We start from the raw sequence: 26,974 nt of genomic DNA, 5'->3' as shown, positions 1-26,974 counted from the left end.
GTATTACGGGGAGTTCTTTTCTCCTCAGAATTTACAGGTGAACTGGAATGAAAAGAACGTTTCAACCAAGCAATTTGAAGCGCAAGCGTACACACGGTTTTCGTGCTCGTATGTCTACTAAGAATGGCCGCAAAGTACTCGCTCGTCGTCGTGCCAAAGGCCGACAGCTGTTAGCAGCTTAATTTTACATTTTGCAGGTCGCCGGGGTGGATGACTCTGATCGGTTGAAAGATCTCTCTTTCCGAAAAACTGATAGGTTACTAAACTCCGGCGATTTCACTGCTGTCTTTGATAACGCCCAATTCAAAGCCCCCCATTCAAACTTCCTTATACTCGCCAAAGCTAATAATCTGGGTTATCCCCGACTCGGTTTAATTATCGCTAAAAAAAATATTCGTTTAGCCGTAAACCGAAACCGCGTGAAGCGCTTAATTCGCGAGACATTCCGCCTGAAACAGCACAATCTGCCAGCAATAGATGCTATAGTTCTGGCCCGACGGGGTGGCGACCAAATTGCCAACCAAGAATTACTCGAAATCCTAGAAAATCTATGGAAACGTCTTGCCAAACGGGTGAAAAAAACGGGAAACACCGCAGTCAATTAACGCTGACAAAACGCCTCGTTCTCCTACCTGTTTATTTATACCGTTACCTGATCAGCCCTTTATTAGGCCCCAGGTGCCGCTTTGAGCCAACCTGCTCTAGTTATGCAATAGACGCAATCCAACTACACGGTATTTCCCGAGGATCCTGGCTCTCCCTAAAACGACTCGGCAAATGCCATCCCTGGCATCCCGGCGGTTACGATCCTGTGCCAGGCCAGTCTTCACATTCACACCATCATCACTAAAAACGGTAGTTATCCACCATGAATTGGCTTCGAAACTCGCTCATTGGGGGCATTCTGATTGTTTTGTTCCTGTTGTTTATTCGCTGGAATGAGTTCAAGGAAGAGCAACTGGAAAATTCAGTAGCGTCCAACGACCAAACAACACTAGTCGCATCTCCCGCCCCTCGCCAAGAGGTGCCCACGCCTTCTTTACCTGAAAGCGCTCGGGAAAATGCCATCGGTGATATTCCCGATGCACCGACCGTCAAAAACGGTTCTGCTGAAAGCAACGATATATCGCAACCCGCTGACAGCTATTCACAGTTGATCACGGTTACTACTGATAACGCCGAGATACTAATCGATACCCAGGGTGGCGACATCGTTAAAGTTGCGCTGCTCGACTACAACGCAAAACTTAACGAAAATGACAATCCCTTTGTTCTGTTAAACAGAACAGAATCCCACACTTATGTTGCTCAGTCGGGATTGATTGGCCCAAATGGTACTGACGGTAATAAAGGCCGCCCAATATATTCCGTTGAAGCGAACGAATATAAATTAGGCGAAGATCAAGACACGCTGTCTATCGATCTGACCTTAAAGCAAGCTGATGCCGATATCATTAAGCGATTTACCTTTACTCGTGCTAGCCATCTGATCGCAATTGAATATCTGGTAACGAACAACAGCACAACAGATTGGCAGGCTAACCTGTTTGGGCAAATCAAACGCGATAGCTACAACCCGGATACGAGCTCAGGCATGAGTATGAAGCCGTACCTGGGAGCAGCCATCACCACACCCGATACCAACTACAAAAAAATCAAGTTTAGTGAGTTGGATGATAACCCGGTAAAATCCGAAAACGCGGGTGGCTGGGTTGCTATGATCCAGCACTACTTTATCAGTGCCTGGATTCCTGATGCCGAAAAGACCAATCACTACAACTTGCGTAAAAGTCGCTCAACAGATATATATCTGCTTGGATTTACCAGCGAACGTACGACAATTGCGCCTAACTCCACTGGTAGCTTAAAAGCATCTTTCTACTCCGGCCCGAAAAATATCGGCAACCTAGAAAAGATTTCGCCCTATCTCGACCTCACCATCGACTTTGGTTGGTTGTGGATGATTGCCAAACCCCTATATTTCTCTCTAACGTATATCCAGGGCTGGGTAGGCAACTGGGGTATCGCAATTATTCTTCTGACTTGCGCGATCAAGTTATTATTCTTCTACCCCTCCGCCATGAGCTACCGTTCTATGGCGAAAATGCGCAAAGTTCAGCCGTTAATGGCTGAGTTAAAGGAGCGCTTTGGGGATGACCGCCAGAAAATGTCTGGCGAGTTGATGAAGCTATATAAGAAAGAAAAAGTAAATCCATTGGGCGGCTGTTTACCGGTACTGCTGCAAATGCCAGTTTTCCTAGCACTCTACTGGACGCTGATGGAAAGTGTTGAGTTACGACACTCTCCTTTCTTTCTATGGATTCACGATTTAAGTGTTCGCGACCCGTTTTTTGTGCTGCCGCTAATTATGGGCGCCACCATGTGGATCCAACAAAAACTGAATCCGACCCCTCCAGATCCAATGCAGGCGAAGATTATGCAAATGATGCCTATCTTCTTTACCGCACTGTTTATGATGTTTCCCGCAGGCTTGGTACTCTACTGGGTAGTGAACAACACCCTGTCGATTACCCAGCAATACGTGATCACCAAACAGATAGAAAATAGCTAATACTCCAATGACAACCGACACCATCGCAGCAATTGCCACCGCACCCGGACGCGGTGGTGTCGGCATCGTTAGGGTTTCCGGCCCGAACAGCAAAAAAATTGCAAAATCCATTCTGGGTTTTACGCCCAAACCCCGAGAAGCAACCTACACCACATTCCTTGACGACGAGCACAAAGCTCTCGACCAGGGTTTAGCCCTTTTCTTTCCAAACCCAAACTCCTTTACCGGCGAAGATGTACTGGAATTTCAGGGACACGGCGGTCCGGTTATTTTGGATATGCTGCTCTCTGCCATTCTCAAATCGGGCGCACGCATGGCCCTCCCCGGTGAGTTTTCTGAAAGAGCATTTCTCAACGATAAACTCGACCTTGCCCAAGCTGAAGCTATTGCCGACCTGATCGACGCCAGCTCTCAACAAGCAGCCAAACAAGCGTTAAACTCCTTAAAGGGAGATTTTTCAAAGAAGATCAATTCATTAGTCGACGGATTAATACATTTACGAATGTATGTCGAATCCGCGATTGATTTCCCGGAAGAGGAAATTGACTTTTTGAGTGACGGTAAAGTACAAGGTGACCTGCAAACCCTAATAGAAGAAACCGCCTCAATCTTGGATAGCGCCCAGCAGGGCGTACTCATGCGGGAAGGAATGAAAGTGGTTATTGCAGGACGCCCCAACGCGGGAAAATCGAGTCTTCTAAATGCCCTCGCACAGCGCGAAGTGGCGATCGTAACCGACATTGAAGGCACCACCCGTGATGTGCTGCGTGAACATATTCATATCGATGGAATGCCGCTCCATGTAATCGACACCGCCGGTTTACGTAAAAGTTCAGACAAAGTAGAGCAGATCGGTATAGAAAGGGCCTGGAAGGAAATTGAGCAGGCCGACCGCATTCTATTGATGGTCGATAGTACAAACCCCCCCGTTAACCTTGAACAAGAAGACTACTGGGAGCAGCTGGGTAAGCACCCTGAAGCATTTTCAAAGCTTACTATCATCACCAATAAGATCGACGAAAGCGGTTACCAAATTCAAGAACAGAAATCGAATATCCACGAAATTGCCATTTCAGCAAAAACCGGTTCTGGCCTAGATAATATTCGGGAGCACCTAAAGCAGATCATGGGCTTCCACTCCGTCGCAGAAGGCGGCTTCAGCGCTCGGCGACGCCATATCGAAGCCATAAACAAGGCCCAGGAATACCTACTGACCGGCCAATACCAACTGCGGCATCACGCTGCCGGCGAACTTCTGGCAGACGATCTACGCCTCGCTCAAGAGCACTTGAGTGAAATTACCGGTAAATTCACACCGGACGACTTACTGGGAAAGATTTTTTCCAGCTTTTGTATCGGTAAGTAAGCAAACACTCAAGACTATTCCTCTCCCCCAAGGTTTCACTCCTCCGTTCACTAGTTCAAATATTCGTGTCTGATGCGCTCTGAGTTGTGGCTATTTATTGCCGACTTAGCTCCGGCAAGCAACAAAGACATATCTTCGCGTAAAACTTATTCACACTAACTAACACTTTATTAACAGAGAAAGAACAGTAAACAATCACTATCAAAACTTAACCAGAGTTTATCCACAAAAAAATCACAACAAAAAACTTAAAACCGTATACCAATCAACCAGTTGTGAATAACTTATGAGTAACCACTGTAACAAGCTGGGAAAAACATTGGAATTTATCCACACAAATTTAGTACAAAAAATAACCGCATGAATAAGTGCCCTTTTTCACTACAGTTTGCTACCAGCAGTTACGCAGCTAATACCACTTTTATAAGTGCATTATCATTCCCGTATCTATTTGATTTAATTAGAAAATAATTGGTTATTCACAGAAATTAGCTTGGCTAATATTAATAACTATAACTAATCTATCTAAATAACTAATCTATTTTTCTATTAACTTATATATAAGTAATAACGACTCTTTTCCGAAAAAACAAAGTTCTTTTTTTGAACAGCAATCCTTATAATGCTCGCCCTTTTTGCCTCTTAAAATGAGCTCAGGCTGAAATATGATTTATCCAACGGATTTTGACGTTATTGTGATTGGTGGAGGACATGCAGGAACTGAAGCCTGTCTAGCCGCTGCCCGCATGGGATGTAAGACCCTACTGTTAACTCACAATATTGAAACACTGGGCCAGATGAGCTGTAACCCGGCTATAGGCGGTATTGGTAAGAGTCACTTGGTAAAAGAAATTGATGCCCTTGGCGGAGTAATGGCGAAAGCGACGGATAAGGGAGGGATTCAGTTTCGCGTGCTAAATAACCGCAAGGGCCCAGCTGTTAGAGCTACACGTGCGCAGGCCGACCGTATTCTGTACAAAGCCGCCATTCGTGAAACCCTCGAAAATCAGCCGAACCTCTCTATTTTCCAACAAGCGGTGGATGACCTTATCGTTGAAGGAGAAAGGGTTACGGGGGTTATTACGCAGATGGGTTTAAAATTCAGAGCACCTGCTGTTGTGCTTACAGCGGGAACGTTTCTCGGTGGTCGCATCCATATAGGCATGGAAAACCACTCGGGTGGTCGCGCGGGGGATCCTCCGTCTATTTCTCTCGCAGGTCGGCTGCGTGAGCTTCCTTTGCGGGTTGAACGACTAAAGACCGGCACACCGCCGCGTATTGATGCTCGTTCGGTTAATTTTGATGGCTTGGAAGAACAGTGGGGAGACAGCCCCGTTACGGCTATGTCCTACTTGGGCTCGTCAGACGACCATCCTCAGCAGACCTGTTGTTGGATTACCCATACTAATCTGCAGACGCACGAGATCATTCGCGGTGGGTTCGATCGTTCCCCTATGTTTACCGGTGTAATTGAAGGGGTTGGCCCACGCTACTGTCCATCCATTGAAGACAAGGTTAATCGCTTTGCCGACAAAGACAGCCATCAGATTTTTATAGAGCCGGAAGGGCTAACGACCCACGAACTCTACCCCAACGGCATTTCCACCAGTTTACCCTTTGATATTCAGTTGGCTCTGGTGCGCTCGATTAAGGGTTTTGAAAACGCCCATATCTGCCGTCCCGGCTATGCCATTGAGTATGATTTTTTCAATCCGCAAGATTTACAGTACAGCTTCGAGACCAAAGCGATAGCCGGTTTATTCTTCGCTGGTCAGATTAACGGTACAACAGGCTACGAGGAAGCTGGCGCCCAGGGATTGCTAGCTGGTGCGAATGCCGCACTCAAGGTTCTGGGCCGAGAGCCCTGGTGCCCAGAGCGGGATCAGGCCTATATCGGTGTTTTGGCCGACGATCTTATTACCATGGGGACGCGCGAACCCTACCGGATGTTTACCAGCCGAGCGGAATATCGCCTGTTGCTACGTGAAGATAATGCTGATAGTCGTCTTACCGAAAAAGGCCGCGAGCTTGGTTTGGTTGATGATCAACGTTGGCAGGCGTTTTGTGAAAAGCGCGAAGCCGTAGAACTGGAAACCCAGCGCTTTAAAAGCACCTGGATTCAGGCGGGTAGCGACGAAGCGAATCGATTAGCGGATAAGTTAACCGCTCCACTTAACCGTGAATATTCGCTGATGGATTTACTTAAGCGCCCAGAATTAAGTTATCAGGATCTCGGTAATCTAAAGGGCGAAGGTGTTTCGGTCACTGCAGTGGCTGAGCAGGTAGAAATAAGTGCCAAATATGCTGGCTATATCGATAGACAACAGGATGAAATTACCCGTTTACGCCAACACGAAAATACTCCGGTTCCGGTTGATTTCGATTACACCACCGTTGAAGGTCTATCCAACGAGTTGAAACAAAAGCTTAGCGAGGCAAAACCGGATACGATCGCCAGAGCTTCTCGTATCCCGGGGGTTACGCCCGCGGCCGTATCGCTATTGCTGATATACCTGAAAAAGCGTGGTTTACTCAAAAAACAGGCCGCGGTGACAAGCTGATGTAAAGTAAGAGCGAATTATTTTCCGCTTAATTAGTCTTTAGTCATCACAGCGGCTTTGCTATGCTCAAATTAAACCTCCAAGCAAAGTAAAAGCTATGACTGAGTTAAGCCAGCCCGCCCCAGTTATTTCTAAGGAAGACTACAAAGAGCGTGTGCGCTTGTTGCGCGCTGAATTGTTGCAACTGCAGCACCGAATTCGAGAGCGAGATAAACCTGTGATTATTGTAATTGCGGGGGATGATCGTTCTGGTCGACATGAAACCATCAATGCGCTATCCAAGTGGATGGACCCGCGTTTTCTCAGCGTTAACGCCTATGGCCCCACTCAGTATGATGAGGATATTCGTCCTTTTTTTTGGCGCTTTTGGCGAGACCTGCCTGGCGCCGGTGAAGTAGCCGTTTACCTGCGGGATTGGACCAGTACCTCGATTGTTCAATACCTTAACGGCGAAATAAGCGAAAAAAAGCTGCGCAAACGCGAAACGTATATTCAGAACTTCGAGAAAAAACACACTGACGATGGCGCTTTAATGATTAAGTGCTGGCTGCATATTACCGAGCCCGTTCTACGTAAGCGCGTGGCAGAAATTCGCGATACCCCCTACTTCGACGTAAAAGATGAATTGGCGCTTAAAAACTACCCGGAAGCCATGGAGGCAATTCAAAAAACCCTGGACGCCACCAGTACGCCCACCAATCACTGGTATGTGATCGACGGTTCCGATGCGCAGTTGCGCAACCTGGAAGTTGGTGAAATTATTAAGCGAAAATTACAGAACTGGTTGGATCAGACCGAGCAAAAGGCAGCCGAGCCGGACGTTCAAAACGGTTACCGTGGTGAACGGGTAGTGATTGATGTCCCCCCAGAGCCAGAAGATGCGCGGCCCGATCGCGGTGAGAGCAAGGTCAAACTCAAAAAACTGCAAACCAAGCTACGCAAACTGATGTTTGAAATACGTAAACATGAAATTCCAGTGGTTATGGCCTTTGAAGGTTGGGATGCAGCGGGTAAAGGGGGCGCCATTCGTCGTTTGGTATCTTCTCTTGATGCGGGTTTCTATAGGATAAAACCAATCGCTAAGCCCACCGAAGATGAATATGCCCACAACTATATGTGGCGCTTCTGGCGTGATATTCCTCGAAACGGGCAGATGACCATTTATGATCGAAGCTGGTACGGCCGTGTTCTAGTTGAGAGGGTAGAAGGCTTTGCCAAAGATAATGAGTGGCAACGGGCCTACAAGGAAATCAACGATTTTGAGGAACAACTCACGATCCACAACACTATCGTTCTAAAATTCTGGATTAATATCAGCAAGGAAGAACAGTTGAGTCGCTTTGAAGATCGCGAACAAACAGATTACAAGAAGTTCAAGATTACTGAAGAAGACTACCGTAATCGAGAACGTTGGGATGATTATGTGGTGGCAGTGGAAGATATGATCGAGCGTACCAGTACTGAACATGCACCTTGGTCGGTAATTAGCACCGATTTTAAAGATAAAGCGCGGTTAGAAGTTCTTGGAATAGTTGTTAATGCGTTTAAGAAAAAACTTAAACAGCTGGAAAAAACGACAAAAAGTGATGGTCTATCGAATAGCACAGAGTAAGTTATTTTTTAATCCACCGTTTACCGATAACTAAACGTCGTTCACCGAATTTACAAAAAAATAGTGCGTAGTGGAGTGTATTCTGGTTGCAACTCAACCAGGGAGATTTTCAATGACTACGCAAACCATCGATCACGACCAATTCCGTCACAATGTTAAAAACCACAGTCACTGGCTCAGACTAATATTTATGCTGTTATTTGCCATGTTACTACATGTGGCTGGGGCGATAATGTGGATAATCTGCGCACTGCAGTTTCTATTTGTATTGGGTACGGGCCGCGATAACAGTAACCTACGTTCTTTGGGTAGCTCTCTTTCAGCTTTTATACATCAGGGGTTAAATTTTGTTAGCTACAACACTGAAGAAAAGCCCTTCCCCTTTAATAGTTGGCCTGCACCAGAAACAGCTAAAGAAGAAATAACCGAAGCTGTAATTGTGGAGGCAACTGTAAGCGATAAGGACGATTAATAATATTTTAAACCAAAATAATGGCGATAGAAAATCGTAGACGAATTAAGTGATTAGTAGATTTTACACAGTATCAAGTATCAAGTATCAACTATTAACTTTAATGCGCCAATATTTTTAATTTCGAGGAAAAATCTATTCGTTATTTTGGTTACACAAAAATTACTTAATTAGGGTTTAGAAATGAAAAAAAATATGGGCAGCTTTAAACCGCGTTCACTAGTTGGAATGGGCTTAATAGTTTTTGCTGTTTTATTACTCTTCAATAATATGGGTTTTAAGTTTCTTGCCCTGCTGCTAAATTACTGGACCATTGTGTTAATCTTTGTTGGCGCAATACTGCTCTATGGTTCCCGTAATGTAAAACAACCTAAAACCATAGCACTGCCCTATTTTCTTATGGGTATTGGAATTGTATTTACACTGAGTAAATACAATTTTTTCAGTTTTAGTATTGGTGCGTTAATAGCGCCTATCATATTATTGATTGTAGGCTTCTATATCTTACGGCCAACAAATAACAATGGTGATTATCAAAGATTCTTGAATATCACCGATAGCTCTGGAAGCCATAACAATGAAAGGTTATTGCCTGGAGAGGAAACAAAAATTGAAATAGCCACTATTCTAGCAGGTGGAAATTATAGTACGCGTTCACAGAATATTGCCACTGGTAGTGCCGTTTGTATTTTGGGTGGGGCTGATATAGATATTAGCGAAGCAGACAGTAAAAACGCTCTTATTGAAATTGAGGTTGTTGCCATTATAGGGGGGGCAAGGTTCAAGGTTCCTCCCCACTGGCAAGTAACCGTTAAAGCGATACCATTATTAGGTGGTATATCTAATAAAACTACATGCCTGGCCGAAAAACTGGGCCTACCAAAAAAACATTTGGTTATTTCCGGAATTGCCTTGATGGGTGGTATCGAAATTACTAACTAAAAGAGCAAAATAATGCATCCAATATTTAGTTCTAGTCTCAGCTTTCGAGCGGTACTTCTATTTTGGATGTTGATTACACTTTTAGTTGTCTTTCTTATTGCAGAGCTTATGCAAGCTCGCTTTCATGAGCAAGCACTTATCGAGAGCATGGCATTGGTTGTGCCATGGTATTTTTCATATCTATTTCTTTGTTTTTCCAATATCCATTTATGTTTACGTCTACCAATTGAAAAAACGTCCGTCCATATTCTGATTGGTTCACAGGTGGCTGCGACAGTAGTGACAGTTGGTTTCTGGATGTTACTTGGGTACTGGTGGTCTAGGGAACTTTCTCACTTTGGAATGAGAGAAGTAAGCAATATCTATTTACATTCACTGGAAACGAACAGTTTGTTAGGTGCAATACTATATGCGATATGGATACTGGTGCACTATGTCTATTTAATGGCCTCGGGAAACGAAAATGAACGTAGCGATATACTCAGGCAGAAATTACTGATTAGTGAAATTGAACTAAGAGCGGTTAAGGAAACTGTTCATCCTCATTTTATGTATAACAGTTTAAATATGCTGGCGAATTTATCACTTGTTGCACCAAATAAAATTCACGATTTATGTGTTCAAATATCGGATTTTCTTCGCTACAGCATTAACTATTCAAAAAAAGAAAAAATTACGGTTAAAGATGAAGTAAGGCATATTCAGAATTACTTGAGTATTGAAAAAGAGCGATTTGGAACTCGTTTAGATATCCGATTTGAAATATCGCCAGAGAGTGAAAAAATATCGACAATTCCTCTACTGCTATTTCCCCTAATCGAGAATAGTATAAAACATGGACTTGATTCGAGTGTAGAGCCTGGTTTTATTGAAATAAAAATAGTAGTGAATAATAAGAACCTTTGGATAACCATTACCAACTCATATGACCCGGAAGGTTTAAAAAGATCCGGTACTGGTTTAGGTCTGTCTGCGCTCGAAAAAAGGCTATGGGCACATTATGGTGATAAAGCAGTATTGCGAACAGATAGGAAGGATAGACGTTTTACGGTTAGCCTTGTGTTACCTGTTTAATATCTTAAATTGTATTTAAGTTGCTTCTCACCGAAAAATGGCGAAGCCCATATTTCAACGGTATTAGATTATGACAGCAATAAAATCGATGCGTCAGAATCTTTGGCTGGTGGCAACATTAAAGTAACATATTCGAACGACTTTGGGGAACAACAATGGATATTAAAGCGATTATCGTAGATGACGAATCGCACGCACGTCAGGCCCTTAGACACCTTCTGCAAGCTCATTCAGAAATCGATATTCTTGCAGAGTGCGAAAATGGATTGGCTGCGGTTAAGTCCGTTCACGAAGTTAAGCCCCAAGTGATGTTTCTGGATATTCAAATGCCAAAGTTGGATGGCTTTGATGTGCTTGATCTACTGGGGGATTCCGCGCCGCTAACCGTATTTGTCACCGCTCATGATGAGTACGCGATTCAAGCCTTTGAAAATAATGCGCTGGATTATTTACTTAAACCTATCAGTCGAGAACGTCTTGCGTTAACGGTTGAGCGGCTGGAGCAACGCCTTCAGAATGGGATCGACTCGCCCATGCTGGCAGATAACCTGTTGCATGCACACCTACAAAAGCAAGCGCCGGTTAATCGTATATTGGTTCGCGATAAGGGAGACGTGTATGTTATCGCTACAGCAGATGTTGTTGCGATAGAAGCTGCCGATGATTATGTAGTGATTCACACCGAGAAACAAAATCACATTAAGCAGGAACGGTTGGGAAATATGGAGAGTTTGTTGGATGCGAGACAGTTTTGCCGAATACATAGGTCAACTATCATTAATTTGGATTATCTGAGTGGGATTGAAAGTGAGGGTAAAGATTCCCGCTTTGTTCTGCTAAAAAATGGCAGCCAGTTTGCGATTAGTCGCAACGGTTACAGTCGGTTGATACAGGTGTTATAGCCTTTTTTCTATTTTGGTTCGCTTCATTTAGCCCAAGCGATTAAAATACCCAGCCCTAGTAACCAAGTGCGTCAAAACCTGTGGATTATCAAACCTTACTCACTACCGCGTGTCAACAACTCACATTCAAGCCCAGTCGGGGGCAGTTGGATGCTCTAAATGTCTATCTGGAATTGTTCATTAAGTGGAATAATGCCTATAACTTGTCGGCCATTCGTGATCCCAACGAAATGGTTGTAAAACATCTTCTAGATAGCTTGAGTGTTGCCCACCTGATAGACGGTGAGCGATTTATTGATGTGGGCACTGGTGGTGGTTTGCCCGGCATCCCGTTGGCCATCTGTTTCCCCCATCGACATTTTACCCTGCTGGATTCTGCGGGTAAGAAAACGCGATTCCTGTTTCAGGTAAAACAAACGTTGAAACTGGATAACGTACAGGTCGAGAATTGTCGTGTGGAAAGCTATCAACCGGAAAAACTCTATGACGGGGTTATTAGCCGCGCCTTTGCGTCGCTTCGGGATATGACCGACTACTGCCAACACCTGATTCATGAGGACGGAAAATTCTGGGCGATGAAAGGTGTTTTTCCTGATCATGAGTTGAGCGAAATGGAAAAACACTATAAGGTCTTTGCCTCCTACCCACTGCAGGTACCGGGGTTGGAAGAGCAGCGTTGCCTGGTAGTGCTGCATAAAGAAAATAACCAGTAAAATCAAAATGTTAAAGGTCTTTAAGTGGGAAAAATCTACGCGATAGCCAACCAGAAAGGCGGTGTTGGCAAAACCACAACGTGCGTCAATCTGGCCGCATCTCTGGCGGCAACAAAGAAGAAAGTGCTTTTGGTTGATTTAGATCCACAGGGCAATGCCACCATGGGCAGTGGTGTGGATAAAAATAGCGTGGAATTTTCTATTTACGATGTTCTGATGGGCTTAACTCAGTTGGAGAGCGCTCTACACACTTCAGTAGAGGGAAAGTTTTCGGTTCTGCCGGCCAATGGTGATCTCACCGCTGCGGAGGTCGAGATGTTGAGCTTGGATAACCGGGAGTATCGGCTGAAAAACGCCCTTGCTGAAGTGAAAAGTCAGTACGATTATGTGTTGATCGACTGCCCTCCTTCACTGAACATGCTTACCGTCAACGGGCTTACCTCCTGCGATGGCGTATTGATACCCATGCAATGTGAGTACTACGCACTGGAGGGCTTATCAGCATTGGTAAATACCATCAATATGATTCAGGCGCGCCTCAACCCGAACTTGAAAATCGAAGGTATTCTGCGCACTATGTACGACCCTCGCAACAGCCTTACTGGCGACGTATCCCAGCAGCTACACCACCATTTTGGTGATAAGGTCTATCGCACCTGTGTTCCCCGTAATGTTCGCCTTGCCGAGGCCCCAAGTTTTGGGATGCCGGTAATTGCTTACGATAGACAGTCAAAAGGGGCCATGGCTTATATTGCCCTTGCCGGTGAGATTCTTCGCCGCGCTGAGTCAGAAGCAGCAGAAACGGCAACGGTTAACTAGCACGCTCTCTATCCCATAAGTTCTCTTGGCCTTTCTTTTGCCGTAGCCGATATAATGGCAGGCAACAAAGACAAGACACCCCGATACCCGAGGTACACACGAAAATGGTAAAACGTAAAGGACTGGGCCGCGGCCTGGACGCCTTGCTGTCTGGCTCATCCAGCACTGGTGCTAGCCCTGCAGATGCAATTAAAGCTGCCACCGAGGTAGCGGCGGAGATCACCTCACCGAGTACCATCAAAGATGGAACGTTGAAAGAGATACCGGTCGAACTCCTGCAGCGAGGTAAATACCAGCCTCGCCGTGATATGCACCCGGAAGCTTTGGAAGAATTGGCCGAATCCATAAAAGCCCAAGGTGTAATGCAACCTATCGTTGTTCGTCCAATCGGCGAGGGGAGATTCGAAATTATTGCCGGTGAACGTCGCTGGCGAGCCACACAGCAGGCCGGACTCCACACTATTCCGTGTGTAATACGTGAAGTGCCTGACGAAACCGCTATTGCACTGGCTTTGATCGAAAACATTCAACGGGAAGATCTCAACCCGGTAGAAGAAGCTATGGCCCTCAAGCGTTTTCAGGATGAATTTGAGCTTACCCAGCAGGAAGTGGCCGATGCCGTGGGTAAATCCCGCTCCGCTATCACCAATCTTATGCGTTTGCTCAACCTGAGTGACGAAGTGAGGACCTTGCTGGAGCATGGGGATCTCGAAATGGGGCATGCCCGCTGCTTGCTGACCCTGGAAAGTGGAACTCAAAAGCGTGTTGCCCGTCAGATAGTCGCTAAAGGCATGACTGTTCGCCAAGCCGAAGCTTTGGCTCGCAAAACGCTCCAAGAAGAAAGCCAACCAGAAGAGAAAAAAGAAAATACTGACCACGATATTAAAAAGCTAGAAGAACGCCTTGGTGAAAAAGTTGGTGTACCGGTTATGGTGCAACATTCAGCCAAAGGTAAAGGCAAGCTGGTATTAAAGTACAACAGCCTGGATGAACTAGATGGTATTCTGGCGCACCTTGGATACGAACATTAATAATTAGAAAAAAAATGAAAAAGCTCACACATTATTGTTTACTTCCGTTTTATGTATTTTCCTGCTTAGTGATTGCTGCCCCCAGTGAAGGTGAAAAGCCTGTCAACTATATTGGTAAAGATCTACAGGGTAACAAGTTGCATGTTTCAGATTACGCCGGCAAGGTCGTCATCGTTAGTTTTTGGGCAACCTGGTGCACTTACTGTTTAAAAGAAATGCCAATACTTGAAGGTATACAAAAACAAGTCGGTAAAGAAAATTTGCAGGTAATCGCCGTTAATAAGGGCGAAAAAAAACGGCTTGTTAAAAAAATTAGCAAAGCTTTCAAAGAAGACGGAATAGAATTATTGCTAGCCCATGATTCGGGTAGCAAGGTTGCCAAGCAGTGGGGAGTAGACGGGATTCCGCATATGGTCATGATTGATCGAAAGGGCTATATCAAGAATGTACATATTGGCTATGGTGAGGGTATGCTGCCTAAAATTATTGCAGAAGTTAATAACTTATTGCGCGAATAGGCATTAATTTTCTAGAAATCATTTTTAACACGAAAGCGTCAGCGGCAACAGTGAGTAAACCGCTCTTTTTTACTCGTTACTTTCTATTGAATTGAAAGGGTAACAAGAGTTACTTATACCGCGTTGGTTGAGAGACAAGTTAAGTTAGCGGTAGGCTAATATTTTTCAGCGATAAGAGCTTTACTTTGGAGACCGAAACAAAAGATGGAGGTGTCTATAGTGGCAACTGAAGCGGCTATAGTTATTATCGTTAGCACTCATAGCTGCAATAAAACGTTTTGTATTTTTTCCGGTCTGTAAATCGATATCACAACGGAATTTATATAAAAGCATAGGGAGTAAGGCGAATGAAGATATATGGAGATCCAGTCTCAGGAAACTGCTACAAAATACAGTTAACATGCTCTCTTCTTGGTATCGATTACGATTGGATACCAATTGATGTTCTTGCTGGTGAAACACAAACCCCCACTTTTTTACGTAAAAGTCCCAACGGGAAAATTCCTTTACTGGAATTAGATTCTGGTGAGACTTTGGCTGAATCCAACGCCATAATCAATTACCTCTCAGTGGGTTCTCATTTGCTACCAGAAAACGCTTTTCAGCTGGCCAAGGCTCAGCAGTGGCAGTTTTTTGAGCAATACAGCCATGAGCCCTATATTGCGGTAAGACGATTTATACAAATCTACCAAGGCTTACCTGAGAATCGCCTAGTGGAATACGAAGCGAAAAAAGCGGGTGGCGAAAAAGCGCTATGGATAATGGATCAACAGCTTCAAAAAACAGCGTTTCTCGTGGGAGAAAAAATATCTGTGGCTGATATCGCCTTATTTGCTTATACCCATGTTGCGAATGAAGGTGGTTTTGATCTTGCTGATTACCCTTCGATTGAGGCCTGGCTAAAGCGCATCAAGGGCCAACCTAATTTTAAACCGATGGGCACGTAAGTGAAAAATGCGTCTTCGGCCATAGCGCTTTCCTCTGTGCCTTCTTTTGGCAGTTTCTTAAATGTGGTCTAAACTGACGGTGTGTTTTTATGCATACGTTAACGTTGGTAAGCTAAACGAAGTTCTGAGGAGTGGCCGGATCACAGAAAGAAATGGTGATTCGTTAAAAAATCGCTTGTTTTAGTGGTTCTTGAGGTTGATCAAGCGTTTTATACTCCCTATAATCCATTTCGTCCAAATTGCGCGAAACGGGGCGTAACTGGTGTAAAGTGTGGAGTATCCCCTTTCGGGTGCCCAATTTGCCGTCATCTCTGGATATTACTGTTTAGATAGATTCCTCATTCAAACCGGACCGGAACAGAACCTACCAAGGTTGTGTATTGCGGCGCTTTAAGTGTATTTACCGGATGGGATTTCAGAGTACCGTTGCCCAAGTGGTCAAAAGAACTGCGGCTAAACGGATATCGGCTCCAAAACGAAGGTAGCAACATGAAATCTCCGGTTCTGTCAGGCCTTGTTGTACAGCTAGGCGTTTCATTGCTCTGTTGCTTAACTCTGTTTTGGTGGAGCTACGAACAAGCTTACTCACTGGGTTTAGGTGCTTTGATATTTATAGTGCCCAATACCTACTTTACCCTGTATGCCTTTCGTTATCGTGGCGCCCGCTCCTCGCAGTGGATCGCCAAATCCTTCAATTGGGGAGAATCTGGAAAATTCGCTTTAGTAGCGGTTGGTTTTGCACTGGTGTTCCGTTTTGTGGATACATTAAATGTGCAGCTACTGTTCGCGGGTTTTTGTGGGATGGTTGTATTGCAGTGGTGGATAGCAAACTATCTGCAACAGCGTTGGCTTGACCAAATACAACCATAAACCGTACTGGAATGTGCTGTCATAAGCACATTCCGTGAAACAGAAAATTTTTGTATGTAAAGGTGGAATAGCATCTCATGGCTAAAAGCGAAGCTACACATGAAGCGGCTGAAACAGTGACCGCGACAGATTATATTCAACACCACCTGCAAAACATGGCTTACGGCAAATTGCCTGCGGGTTATGAGCGGCACAGCGCCGATGGTTCACACACTGTTCTGGAAGCTGATACCTGGACCATGGCGCACAGCGGTCAGGAAGCCAAGGATATGGGCTTTAACGCGGTTCACCTGGACTCCCTTGGTTGGGGTATTGCGCTGGCGTTATTGTTGGGTTTTGTTTTCCGCAAGGTTGCCACATCAGCTACAACAGACACCCCTCGCGGTCTACAGAGTTTTGTAGAGATGATTGTTGATTTTATTAACTACACCGTTTCTGACATCTTCCATCATAAAAACCGCATGGTCGCCCCAATGGCGCTGACCATTTTTACCTGGGTCTTTATGATGAACCTCATGGATCTGGTGCCGGTTGACTGGCTACCCTTCATTGCCCAGACTATCAGTGGCGATAGTCATCTATTCTTTAAGGTTGTACCTACCACCGATCCCAACGTGACTCTGGGTATGTCCATTACGGTCTTTATCCTGATGATCGGCTTCAGCATCCGTGAAAAAGGCGTTTGGGGTTTTATTAAAGAACTCACTTGCCACCCCTTCTTTGCGCCGCGAAAACTCTGGTACCTGAACATTATTCTGGTACCCATTAACTTCCTGCTGGAAACCGTTGCACTAATCGCTAAACCCATTTCCCTGGGCCTGCGACTATTCGGCAACATGTACGCAGGTGAAATGATCTTTATCCTTATTGCGTTGTTGTTCAGCACTGGCCTGGTTCTGGGGTTGATCGGTGGCGTATTACAGTGGGCCTGGGCGGTATTCCACATTCTGGTCATCACGCTGCAAGCCTTTATTTTTATGGTCCTGACCACTGTGTACATGGCTATGGCCCACGATGTTGATGAAGAGCACTAAAGCTCTTCAATACAAAAATTCATCAATTTATTTTTACTTAAGACATCTTTTATAACAGGAGATAACAATGGAAGCACAAGCATTGGTTTATATCGCAGCAGCCCTTTTAATCGGTCTGGGTGCACTCGGTACGGCAATTGGTTTTGGTACCCTTGGGGGTAAGTTACTGGAAGGATCTGCGCGTCAGCCAGAACAGGGTCCAGCTCTGCAGGGCAAAATGTTCCTGATGGCAGGCCTCTTGGATGCGGTTCCAATGATCGGTGTGGGTATCGGCATGTACCTGATTTTTGCCGTTGCTCCAGGCATGGTTGGCTAAAAAGCCTCCTCCCATTTAACCCGCAACTAATAGAGGTGTAGGTGTGAATATCAACCTGACTCTCATAGGTCAATCGCTTACTTTTATTGCATTCGTTTTGTTTTGCATGAAGTACGTGTGGCCAGCGCTGCTCGGCATTATGGCCGAGCGTGAGAAGCGCATCGCCGATGGACTAGAAGCTGCTACCCGTGCGGACAAGGATCTGGAATTGGCTCAGAAAAAAGCCACTAAACAGCTCCATGAAGCCAAAGAGCAAGCCGCCGGTATTATCGATTCGGCTAACAAGCGTGCCAGCCAGATTATTGAAGAATCCAAAGAACAGGCGCGAGCTGAAGGCGAGAATATTAAAGCTGCCGCCCAAGCTGAAATTGAGCGCGAAGTCAGCCAGGCTCGTGAAGAGTTACGTGGCAAGGTTGCTGCTTTGGCGTTGGTGGGTGCTGAAAAAGTACTGGGCGATTCTATCGATGCAGGCAAGCACAACGCCATGCTCGACAAACTGGCAGCAGAGCTGTAAGCGGAGCGCATTATGGCTGAATTAATAACACTTGCTCGACCCTACGCTAAGGCGGCCTTTGGCTGTGCTCGCGATAACAAGGATCTGCAAGGCTGGTCGGAAGCGCTGACGTTGGCGGCAACCGTGACCGCGCAAGATAAGGTCGCGACCCTGTTGTCATCTCCTGGTCTAACGTCAGAGGAAAAGACTCGTGCACTGGTAGAAACCTGTGGCGATACCTTTAACGACAAGCAGCAGAACTTTATCAGCATCCTGGCTGAAAATGGTCGTCTGCCCCTGCTCCCGCAGGTGCAGCAGTTATTTGAACTCTATAAAGCCAATCAAGAAAAGTCGGTAGATGTGACTATCCAGTCTGCCTACAAGATAGATGGCGATATGGAGAGCAAACTTGCCAAGGCTCTCACCGAAAAACTGGACCGTAAGGTAAGCCTGCAGACGTCTGTTGACGAAAGCTTGTTGGGCGGCGCTGTCATTCGCGCTGGCGACACGGTTATCGACGGCTCTGTACGCGGAAAATTGGTCAAACTGGCCGAGGCCATGCACGGCTAAAGTAAAACCGAATTTAACCCTTAAAGGGAAGAACAGTATGCAACAGCTGAATCCTTCTGAAATCAGTGAAATTATTAAAGCGCGAATCGACAATCTGTCGGTTGCGACAGAAGCGCAAAACGAAGGCACCGTAGTTTCCGTAACCGACGGTATTATTCGTATCCACGGGCTTGCCGACGTTATGTACGGTGAGATGATCGAATTTGAAGGTAGCGTTTTTGGTATGGCGCTGAACCTCGAGCGAGACTCTGTCGGCGCCGTGGTTTTGGGCGATTACCAGGGCGTGGCCGAAGGCCAGACCTGTAAATGTACCGGTCGTATTCTGGAAGTGCCGGTTGGTCCGGAGCTCCAGGGGCGCGTGGTCGACGCACTGGGTAACCCCATTGACGGTAAAGGCCCTATCAACGCCAAGCGAACCGATGCCATTGAAAAAATTGCACCGGGTGTAATTGCCCGTCAATCCGTATCTCAGCCTGTTCAGATCGGCTTAAAAGCGGTCGATACAATGGTACCTATTGGACGCGGCCAGCGAGAATTGATTATTGGCGACCGTCAGACCGGTAAAACCGCTGTTGCTGTTGATGCAATCATCAACCAGAAAGGTACAGGCATTAAGTGTATCTATGTGGCAATCGGACAGAAGGCGTCTTCGGTAGCAACCGTGGTTCGCAAACTGGAAGAGCACGGCGCAATGGACCACACCATCGTGGTTGCAGCGACGGCATCCGATCCAGCCTCCATGCAGTTTTTGGCTCCCTTCGCCGGTTGTTCCATGGGTGAGTACTACCGTGATCGCGGTGAAGACTGCCTGATTATTTATGATGATTTGACCAAGCAGGCCTGGGCCTACCGCCAGATCTCCCTGTTGTTGCGTCGTCCGCCGGGCCGTGAAGCCTATCCTGGTGATGTTTTCTATTTGCACTCACGTTTGCTGGAACGCGCTTCCCGCGTTAACGCCGACTATGTTGAGAAGATCACCAACGGTGAAGTGAAAGGTAAAACCGGCTCTTTGACCGCCCTGCCTATTATTGAAACCCAGGCTGGTGACGTTTCGGCCTTCGTACCGACCAACGTTATCTCCATCACCGATGGTCAGATATTCCTTGAAACCGACCTGTTTAACGCCGGTATTCGTCCGGCGATGAACGCTGGTATCTCGGTATCCCGCGTGGGTGGTTCAGCGCAGACCAAAGTGATCAAAAAATTGTCCGGTGGTATTCGTACCGCACTGGCGCAGTATCGTGAATTGGCGGCTTTTTCCCAGTTTGCTTCCGATCTGGACGAAGCTACCAAAGCCCAGCTGGATCATGGTGAGCGCGTAACCGAACTGATGAAGCAGAAGCAGTACTCGCCACTAAGTGTGGCTGATATGGGTGTTGTGGTTTACGCCGCGAACGAAGGTTTCCTGAAAGACGTAGAAGTGGCCAAGATTGGTTCCTTCGAATCTTCCCTGTTGTCCTATATGAACGGCACTCACTCCGCTTTAATGGATGAGATGAACACTGGTGCGTACAGTGACGAGATCGCTGACAAACTGAAAGCAGCTCTGGACGACTTTAAAGCCACCCAAACCTGGTAAACCTCAGGTTAAGTGAGATAGAACATGGCGAGCGGAAAAGAGATACGCACCAAAATTGGTAGTATCAAAAACACCCAGAAGATTACCAGCGCAATGGAAATGGTTGCGGCGTCCAAAATGCGTCGCGCGCAAGAGCGCATGGAAACCGGCAAACCCTACGCCATGCGTATTCGTAATGTTGTGGGCCATATTGCCAACGGTAATCCCGAGTACAAGCATCTGTACCTGAGCGAACGTGAAGTACAGCGTGTGGGTTATATCGTAGTGTCAACTGACCGTGGCCTTTGTGGTGGTTTGAACATCAACTTGTTCAAGGCGGTAGTAAAACACAGCAAAGAGTGGGCAGATAAAGGCGTGGGTGTAGATCTGTGCCTCATCGGTGCCAAAGGCGCGTCCTTCTTTAACAGTGTTGGCGCCAATATTTTAGCCAGTGTGCGTGATATCGGTGAAAAGCCCTCCGTTACCAATCTGATTGGTAGCGTAAAGGTAATGCTCGACGCCTTTGCAGAAGGCAAAATCGATCGCCTGTATCTGGTCGGAAACGAATTCGTAAACACCATGACTCAGAGCCCCAATGTGCAGCGTTTGTTGCCATTGAAGCCGGAAGACACGGGTGGCAGAAAGCATTCCTGGGATTATATTTATGAGCCAGAAGCGCATGTACTGCTCGATGGTTTGATGGTCCGCTATATGGAGTCCCAGGTTTATCAGGCCGTTGTTGAAAACGGTGCCTGTGAGCAGGCGGCGCGTATGGTGGCCATGAAGAGTGCAACCGATAACGCTGGCGAGTTAATCAGTGACCTGCAGTTGGTCTATAACAAGGCACGGCAGGCGGCGATTACTCAGGAACTGTCGGAAATTGTCAGCGGTGCTGCAGCCGTTTAATGAATAACTGCCTCGTTCCCGTGCGGTGCATGGGAGCGCTGTCGAAAGGCAAACGAACTTGAAAATTGAATATACGAGGAAGCGAAAATGAGTAGCGGACGTATCGTACAAATCATCGGAGCGGTTATTGATGTGGAATTCCCACGCGATTCCGTACCAGGGGTTTACGACGCACTTTTGGTTGAAGGCAAGGGCCTCACCTTGGAAGTGCAACAGCAACTAGGTGATGGCGTTGTTCGCTGCATCGCCATGGGTGGATCCGAGGGCATTAGCCGCGGTCTGGAAGTCTCCAATACTGGTGCGCCGGTTTCCGTTCCTGTGGGTTCCGAAACTCTGGGTCGCATTATGGATGTGTTGGGCAAGCCCATCGACGAGCGCGGTGATATCGGTGAAAAAGAGCGTATGCCAATTCACCGTAAAGCACCCGCTTACGATGAACTATCTGCTGCCAGCGAGCTGCTGGAAACCGGCGTTAAGGTAATCGACCTGGTTTGTCCGTTCGCCAAGGGTGGTAAAGTCGGTCTGTTCGGTGGTGCCGGTGTGGGCAAAACCGTGAACATGATGGAACTGATCAACAACATCGCACTGGAGCACGCCGGTTTGTCCGTATTTGCCGGTGTGGGTGAGCGAACTCGTGAAGGTAACGATTTCTACCACGAAATGCAGGAATCCGGTGTTGTAAACATCGAAAACCCTGCAGAATCTAAAGTGGCCATGGTTTACGGCCAGATGAACGAGCCACCCGGCAACCGTCTGCGTGTTGCACTAACCGGTCTGACCATGGCGGAAAAATTCCGTGACGAAGGCCGCGACGTACTCTTGTTTATCGACAACATCTACCGTTACACCCTTGCGGGTACCGAAGTATCGGCACTGCTGGGTCGTATGCCTTCTGCAGTGGGTTACCAGCCTACTCTGGCTGAAGAGATGGGCGTTCTCCAAGAGCGTATTACATCGACAAAAACGGGTTCTATCACCTCCGTACAAGCGGTATATGTACCAGCGGATGACTTGACGGACCCCTCCCCTGCGACCACCTTTGCGCACTTGGATTCTACCGTAGTACTAAGCCGGGATATTGCGGCGAAAGGTATCTACCCTGCGATCGATCCACTGGACTCCACCTCCCGTCAGCTGGACCCGTTGGTTATTGGCCAGGAGCATTACGAAACCGCTCGCGGCGTGCAAACAGTACTGCAGCGTTATAAAGAGCTGAAAGACATTATTGCCATTCTGGGTATGGACGAACTATCTGAAGACGACAAACAGACAGTTTCCCGCGCTCGTAAGATCGAACGCTTTTTGTCCCAGCCATTCCACGTTGCGGAAGTGTTTACCGGCTCACCGGGTAAGTACGTAAGCTTGAAAGACACCATTGCGGGCTTTAAAGGGCTGCTTGCTGGCGACTACGACAGCCTGCCAGAACAGGCCTTCTACATGGTCGGCAGCATCGATGAAGCGGTAGAAAAAGCGGCGAAAATCGCCGAAAAAGCTGCATAAGCAATACGGTCATCCCCGCGCAAGCGGGGACCTAAGAAAAGGCAAAGATAATGGCATTAACCATACATTGCGACATTGTAAGCGCCGAAGAAGAAATATTTTCCGGTCTTGTTGAGCTGTTGGTGGCCTCGGGCAGTGAAGGTGATGTGGGTGTTGGTTACGGCCACGCGCCGCTACTTACACGCCTAACGGCTGGCCCGGTTCGTATGAAAAAGCAAAACGGAGAAGAAGAAGTTTACTATGTTTCCGGCGGCTTCCTCGAAGTTCAGCCAGATGCCGTAACCGTTCTTGCGGATACAGTACTGCGAGCCAGCGACATGGACGAAGCTGCTTCTCTAGAGTCCAAAAAGGCGGCAGAAGCCGCGCTGCAACACCAGGGTGAAGGCATGGACTACTCCAAAGCTACCGCTCAACTAGCAGAAGCCGCTGCGCAGTTACGCACCTTGAAGGCAATTCGCAAACGCGCGGGTTAGCAACCAACAAGGTTTTAATATTAAAAAAGGCAGCTTTAGGCTGCCTTTTTTTGTGCCTTACTCCGTCCTCCGTTCGACTTTTATTTTTCGAGCAGCGAGCGTACGAATCGGGTAGTGTCGGAAAACAGATGGATATGGCCTAATGGATCCTATAGGCTTAAATACAAGGAAGGACAGTTGTCGGCTCTTACTACCATTGATAAAAATCTAGGCCACGCGTGTTGGCTGTGTCGTCCTACAGCGTATTAACGCCGAACTACCGATCAACAGCATTGTTTGCTTAGTTGCCCTCGGAGGGTACTGAGCAGAATCTCTCACCGTATCTGAATTTGAGGGCTGGCAGAGCGAATGCTATGAAAAGACCAACTTACCTACTATTGTTGCTTGCGGTTGTTTTCTCTCTTGTTAATTGCTCGGGGGAAAAACGTTCATCGCCCGTGCCGTCCGTTACGGTGCCGACGGCTGAGCCTACGTCAACACCAATCGATAACCCCAGAAAAATTCATACGAGCATTACCTCCGCTATTACGGGAATTGAATACCCGGTCCATATCCAACTGCCCGTAAACTATGAATTACCTGCAGAAGCGAACCAACAATACCCCGTTATTTACGCGACGGACGGGCAATGGGTGTTTGATGGTTTTGCGGCTATTCTCGATTCCTACTCGGTAAATACCATACTGGTGGCCATCGAACAGGGGCCGAATGATCGCAGGGCAACGGATTATCGTCTTCCCGGTGCGGAAGACTATTTACAGTTTATCTTCAGTGAATTAATTCCGACTATTGAATCGACGTACCGTGTCGATGGAGCACAACGCACACTCTCGGGAACCTCCTACGGTGGGCTCTTTGTGGGGCTAGCATTGCTGATGGATGATGTTGTCAGCCCGACCTTTAAAAACTACCTTTCCTTTGATGGTTCGTTTTTCTCTCATTGGGTTTCCACGCAAAACCTGGAACAGCAGAGGTACAATGCCAGTCAGGAAATGAACGCCCGATTGCTACTAACCACCGCAGATATTTACGGTAATAGAGCATCTGTTCAGCAGTTTCAAACCCTGCTTGAAAGCCGAGATTACACCGGCCTGACCATTGATCGTATGGGTTACGATGTGGTGCACGAAGAAATTGCAGATCCCTCGTTTCGCTATGCTGTTGAACGGTTGTTTTCTGAATAGGTATTCTCGCGCGCGCATTTTTACGGTGTACTGTCCCAACATCAGCTATCCTCGGGCGTTTGAAATCGACCCGAGATTCCTATGAAAGCCGCTCTATTTATCTGCCTAGTGTTAGCCCTGCCCTGTTATGCCGAAAACTTGGCGATCAATTCATCTGGCTACTTCGAAAATCCGGGTTTAAACGTAACGGTTTTTAGCGATATCTACCCCGATGGCCACCAAACTGGCGTATCTATCATTCAGCATGGCCTGCGAGTGGCTGCGAATGGCGATATTCGATTGGAAGCCTCCCCTGGGCAATGGTCACCGGTGCCAAAAGGTGGCGACCTTAAAATTGATAGAAAAGCCCAAACGATCAGCCAAACCCTGTCTTACCCAGACGAAAGTAAAAACCGTAAAGGCTTTAACCCTATTGAATACCCGGATTTAAATATTCGCTATAACGTGAATGTTAGTGCGCTGAACGGTAATAGTTTTAAGGTAAGTGTAGATTTTGATAAACCCATTCCCAATGAATGGGTTGGCAAGATTGGCTTTAATTTTGAATTGTTCCCGCAGCATCTGTTTGGTAAAAGCTGGATTATGGATGCCAAAGCGGGTTTGTTTCCTCAGCAGCCGAACGGCCCAATTCACCGTCACAAAGGCGAATTTATCAATACGTCCCTGGCTGTCGGTAAAAAGTTGACGGTTGCGCCAGCAGAGGATAAACAGCGCATTGTTATCGAAGCCATTCGGGGCGATCTGGAACTCTTGGATGGACGTAGTAACCATAATAATGGCTGGTATATTGTACGCACTCTCGTTGCTGCAGGCGCAACGAAGAATGCTGTCGAGTGGGTGATTACTCCGAACACGGTGAAGGGCTGGAAATATAAGCCGGTGATTCAGGTTTCCCAGCTAGGTTACGCTGAAAAGCAATCCAAAAAAATTATTATTGAGCAGGACAAGAGAGATACCAAAGCGAGCAATATTACACTCTATAAACTGACGGAAAACGGCAAAGAAAAAATTAGCCGCGAAAAAGTAAATTATTGGGGGCAATTTTTACGCTACAACTATTTCAGCTTTGATTTTACCCAAATTCAAACGCCGGGAATGTATGTGGTGGAATATCGCGGTCAGCAGAGCCATTCATTTAAGATTGGGAACGATGTTTATTCCCGACATGCCTGGCAGCCAACGCTGGAATACTATTTGCCCGTGCAAATGTGTCATATGCGCGTAGCCGAAAAATACCGTGTTTGGCATGGCCTCTGCCATGAAGATGATGCGCTAATGTCACCGGTCAACACACAGCATTTCGACGGATACAAATCCGGTGCCTCCACGCTTACACATTATCACCCCATGGAACCGGTTCCCGGTTTAAATAAGGGCGGATGGCACGACGCGGGAGATTACGATCTCCGCGTGGAATCGCAAATGACAACCGTATGGTTGCTGTCGATGATGGTCGAAGAATTTAACCTGAATTACGACGCAACCAGTATTGATCAAGCAAGCAAAGTTGTAGAAATTCATCAGCCCGACGGGAAAAATGACGCCCAACAACAAATAGAGCACGGCTTGCTAAGCGTTTTGGGTGCTTATGAATCTTTAGGCCGCCTATATCGTGGGATAATCGTACCGACTGTTCGTCAATATGTTCACTTGGGGGATGCGGCTACTCAGACCGATAACAAAACAGCAACAAAAGAAAGTGGACTGCCCGCAGATGACCGCTGGGTTTTTACGGAAGAAAACCCAAACCGGGAATTGGCTGCGGCAGCAGGTCTTGCGGCTGCATCCCGAGCGATAAAAAATTACAACCCAGAGCTTGCCGAAAAAGCACTCCAGGCTGCAGAGGCAATTTATAGCGCTGCGGCAGATAAAGATGTTGAAACAAAGAATAAAGTTTTCGCATTAACGGAGTTAACTCTAACCACCGGTAAGGCAAGTTATATTCAAGCCCTGCTCGCACTCAAACAACCCATAATTGACGATGTTAAAGAAACGGGTTGGATGCTTGGTAAGGTACTGCCGAAGTTTTCAGATAAAACCTTTGTAGAGGATATTAGTCTTGCGGTAAAAACCTACCAGCAAAGCGTTCAGCTACAAGCCAAAGAAACACCCTATGGCGTACCGTATAAGCCCCATATTTGGGGTGCCGGTTGGGGTATTCAGAGCTTTGCTGTAAAACAATATTTTTTCAACAAATCATGGCCGCAGTACACCGGAAGTGAAGACTTTCTTAACGCGCTGAATTTTATATTGGGCGTACATCCCGGTGAAAACACAATTTCTTTTGCCTCCGGTGTGGGCGCAAACTCTGCGACCGTGGCGTATGGTGTTAACCGTGCAGATTGGTCCTATATCCCCGGTGGTGTTATTTCGGGTACGGCGCTGATACGGCCCGATCTACCAGAGCTTAAAACCTGGCCGTTTTTTTGGCAGCAGACAGAATATGTGATGGGTGGTGGCGCGACTAATTATATGTTTTTGGTGTTAGCGGCAGACCAGATTTTCCAGAAGTAAATCGAGCCTGCTTCACTGCGTAATAAG

Annotated in this window: 27 protein-coding genes; all 27 read left to right on the top strand. The window is 46.7% G+C overall.

Features of this window, described 5'->3' with window-relative positions; genetic code table 11:
- The first annotated feature begins 47 nt into the window (after nt 1-47).
- The 27 genes from rpmH (at nt 48) to H5715_RS15955 (ending at nt 26,947) form a co-directional block, all read left to right on the top strand.
- Nucleotides 48-182 (top strand): 50S ribosomal protein L34, encoded by a 135-nt coding sequence (rpmH, locus tag H5715_RS16085; RefSeq protein ID WP_075184755.1) that lies wholly within the window; start codon nt 48-50, stop codon nt 180-182.
- Between the two features lie 24 nt (nt 183-206).
- Complete coding sequence (rnpA, locus tag H5715_RS16080; protein WP_246434582.1) at nt 207-605, top strand: ribonuclease P protein component; 399 nt, start codon at nt 207-209, stop codon at nt 603-605.
- Complete coding sequence (yidD, locus tag H5715_RS16075; RefSeq protein ID WP_075184756.1) at nt 551-850, top strand: membrane protein insertion efficiency factor YidD; 300 nt, start codon at nt 551-553, stop codon at nt 848-850. Before rnpA ends, yidD begins: the two co-directional genes overlap by 55 nt.
- An 18-nt stretch (nt 851-868) precedes the next feature.
- On the top strand, nt 869-2,572 hold the full coding sequence (yidC, locus tag H5715_RS16070; protein WP_075184757.1) for a membrane protein insertase YidC: 1,704 nt from the start codon (nt 869-871) through the stop codon (nt 2,570-2,572).
- Nucleotides 2,573-2,579: 7 nt separating this feature from the next.
- On the top strand, nt 2,580-3,938 hold the full coding sequence (gene mnmE / locus H5715_RS16065; RefSeq protein ID WP_075184758.1) for a tRNA uridine-5-carboxymethylaminomethyl(34) synthesis GTPase MnmE: 1,359 nt from the start codon (nt 2,580-2,582) through the stop codon (nt 3,936-3,938).
- Between the two features lie 665 nt (nt 3,939-4,603).
- A complete protein-coding gene (mnmG, locus tag H5715_RS16060; RefSeq protein WP_075184759.1) occupies nt 4,604-6,499 on the top strand; it encodes a tRNA uridine-5-carboxymethylaminomethyl(34) synthesis enzyme MnmG in 1,896 nt (631 codons plus the stop codon).
- Nucleotides 6,500-6,596: 97 nt separating this feature from the next.
- Nucleotides 6,597-8,111, top strand: a complete 1,515-nt coding sequence (gene pap / locus H5715_RS16055) for a polyphosphate:AMP phosphotransferase (RefSeq protein WP_075184760.1) — start codon at nt 6,597-6,599, stop codon at nt 8,109-8,111.
- 112 nt (nt 8,112-8,223) lie between these two features.
- On the top strand, nt 8,224-8,583 hold the full coding sequence (locus tag H5715_RS16050; protein WP_075184761.1) for a DUF4389 domain-containing protein: 360 nt from the start codon (nt 8,224-8,226) through the stop codon (nt 8,581-8,583).
- A gap of 183 nt (nt 8,584-8,766) precedes the next feature.
- Entirely contained in the window at nt 8,767-9,525 is a 759-nt protein-coding gene (locus tag H5715_RS16045; RefSeq protein ID WP_075184762.1) for a LiaF transmembrane domain-containing protein, read from the top strand.
- A 12-nt stretch (nt 9,526-9,537) separates the two neighbouring features.
- Nucleotides 9,538-10,599, top strand: coding sequence for a sensor histidine kinase (locus tag H5715_RS16040; RefSeq protein ID WP_075184763.1), 1,062 nt, complete (start codon nt 9,538-9,540; stop codon nt 10,597-10,599).
- Nucleotides 10,600-10,754: 155 nt separating this feature from the next.
- On the top strand, nt 10,755-11,501 hold the full coding sequence (locus tag H5715_RS16035) for a LytR/AlgR family response regulator transcription factor (protein ID WP_075184764.1): 747 nt from the start codon (nt 10,755-10,757) through the stop codon (nt 11,499-11,501).
- A gap of 80 nt (nt 11,502-11,581) precedes the next feature.
- Complete coding sequence (gene rsmG, locus H5715_RS16030) at nt 11,582-12,214, top strand: 16S rRNA (guanine(527)-N(7))-methyltransferase RsmG (protein ID WP_075184765.1); 633 nt, start codon at nt 11,582-11,584, stop codon at nt 12,212-12,214.
- Between the two features lie 24 nt (nt 12,215-12,238).
- Nucleotides 12,239-13,033: a ParA family protein gene (locus H5715_RS16025; RefSeq protein WP_075184766.1), complete on the top strand. Its 795-nt coding sequence runs from the start codon at nt 12,239-12,241 to the stop codon at nt 13,031-13,033.
- A gap of 104 nt (nt 13,034-13,137) precedes the next feature.
- Nucleotides 13,138-14,064, top strand: coding sequence for a ParB/RepB/Spo0J family partition protein (locus tag H5715_RS16020; protein ID WP_075184767.1), 927 nt, complete (start codon nt 13,138-13,140; stop codon nt 14,062-14,064).
- Between the two features lie 14 nt (nt 14,065-14,078).
- Nucleotides 14,079-14,582 carry a TlpA disulfide reductase family protein gene (locus H5715_RS16015; protein WP_075184768.1) on the top strand — a complete coding sequence of 168 codons (504 nt, stop codon included), beginning with the start codon at nt 14,079-14,081 and terminating at the stop codon, nt 14,580-14,582.
- A 347-nt stretch (nt 14,583-14,929) separates the two neighbouring features.
- Nucleotides 14,930-15,529 carry a glutathione S-transferase family protein gene (locus H5715_RS16010; protein ID WP_075184769.1) on the top strand — a complete coding sequence of 200 codons (600 nt, stop codon included), beginning with the start codon at nt 14,930-14,932 and terminating at the stop codon, nt 15,527-15,529.
- Between the two features lie 489 nt (nt 15,530-16,018).
- Nucleotides 16,019-16,399, top strand: a complete 381-nt coding sequence (locus H5715_RS16005; protein ID WP_075184770.1) for an ATP synthase subunit I — start codon at nt 16,019-16,021, stop codon at nt 16,397-16,399.
- Nucleotides 16,400-16,476: 77 nt separating this feature from the next.
- Nucleotides 16,477-17,433, top strand: coding sequence for a F0F1 ATP synthase subunit A (gene atpB, locus H5715_RS16000; RefSeq protein WP_075184771.1), 957 nt, complete (start codon nt 16,477-16,479; stop codon nt 17,431-17,433).
- A gap of 67 nt (nt 17,434-17,500) precedes the next feature.
- Complete coding sequence (atpE, locus tag H5715_RS15995; protein WP_075184772.1) at nt 17,501-17,749, top strand: F0F1 ATP synthase subunit C; 249 nt, start codon at nt 17,501-17,503, stop codon at nt 17,747-17,749.
- A 43-nt stretch (nt 17,750-17,792) separates the two neighbouring features.
- Nucleotides 17,793-18,263, top strand: a complete 471-nt coding sequence (locus tag H5715_RS15990) for a F0F1 ATP synthase subunit B (protein WP_075184773.1) — start codon at nt 17,793-17,795, stop codon at nt 18,261-18,263.
- Between the two features lie 12 nt (nt 18,264-18,275).
- Entirely contained in the window at nt 18,276-18,812 is a 537-nt protein-coding gene (locus H5715_RS15985) for a F0F1 ATP synthase subunit delta (RefSeq protein ID WP_075184774.1), read from the top strand.
- A gap of 37 nt (nt 18,813-18,849) precedes the next feature.
- On the top strand, nt 18,850-20,391 hold the full coding sequence (atpA, locus tag H5715_RS15980) for a F0F1 ATP synthase subunit alpha (RefSeq protein WP_075184775.1): 1,542 nt from the start codon (nt 18,850-18,852) through the stop codon (nt 20,389-20,391).
- A 24-nt stretch (nt 20,392-20,415) separates the two neighbouring features.
- Complete coding sequence (gene atpG / locus H5715_RS15975) at nt 20,416-21,276, top strand: F0F1 ATP synthase subunit gamma (RefSeq protein ID WP_075184776.1); 861 nt, start codon at nt 20,416-20,418, stop codon at nt 21,274-21,276.
- 87 nt (nt 21,277-21,363) lie between these two features.
- Nucleotides 21,364-22,776 (top strand): F0F1 ATP synthase subunit beta, encoded by a 1,413-nt coding sequence (gene atpD / locus H5715_RS15970; RefSeq protein WP_075184777.1) that lies wholly within the window; start codon nt 21,364-21,366, stop codon nt 22,774-22,776.
- A 50-nt stretch (nt 22,777-22,826) separates the two neighbouring features.
- A complete protein-coding gene (locus H5715_RS15965; protein WP_075184778.1) occupies nt 22,827-23,249 on the top strand; it encodes a F0F1 ATP synthase subunit epsilon in 423 nt (140 codons plus the stop codon).
- Nucleotides 23,250-23,602: 353 nt separating this feature from the next.
- A complete protein-coding gene (locus H5715_RS15960) occupies nt 23,603-24,433 on the top strand; it encodes an alpha/beta hydrolase (RefSeq protein WP_075184779.1) in 831 nt (276 codons plus the stop codon).
- A gap of 81 nt (nt 24,434-24,514) precedes the next feature.
- Complete coding sequence (locus tag H5715_RS15955) at nt 24,515-26,947, top strand: glycoside hydrolase family 9 protein (RefSeq protein WP_075184780.1); 2,433 nt, start codon at nt 24,515-24,517, stop codon at nt 26,945-26,947.
- The last annotated feature ends 27 nt before the right edge of the window (nt 26,948-26,974 follow it).

This window comes from Teredinibacter haidensis (assembly GCF_014211975.1).
GTDB classification, from domain to species: Bacteria; Pseudomonadota; Gammaproteobacteria; order Pseudomonadales; family Cellvibrionaceae; genus Teredinibacter; species Teredinibacter haidensis.
This window is presented reverse-complemented; position numbering and strand designations above follow the sequence as displayed.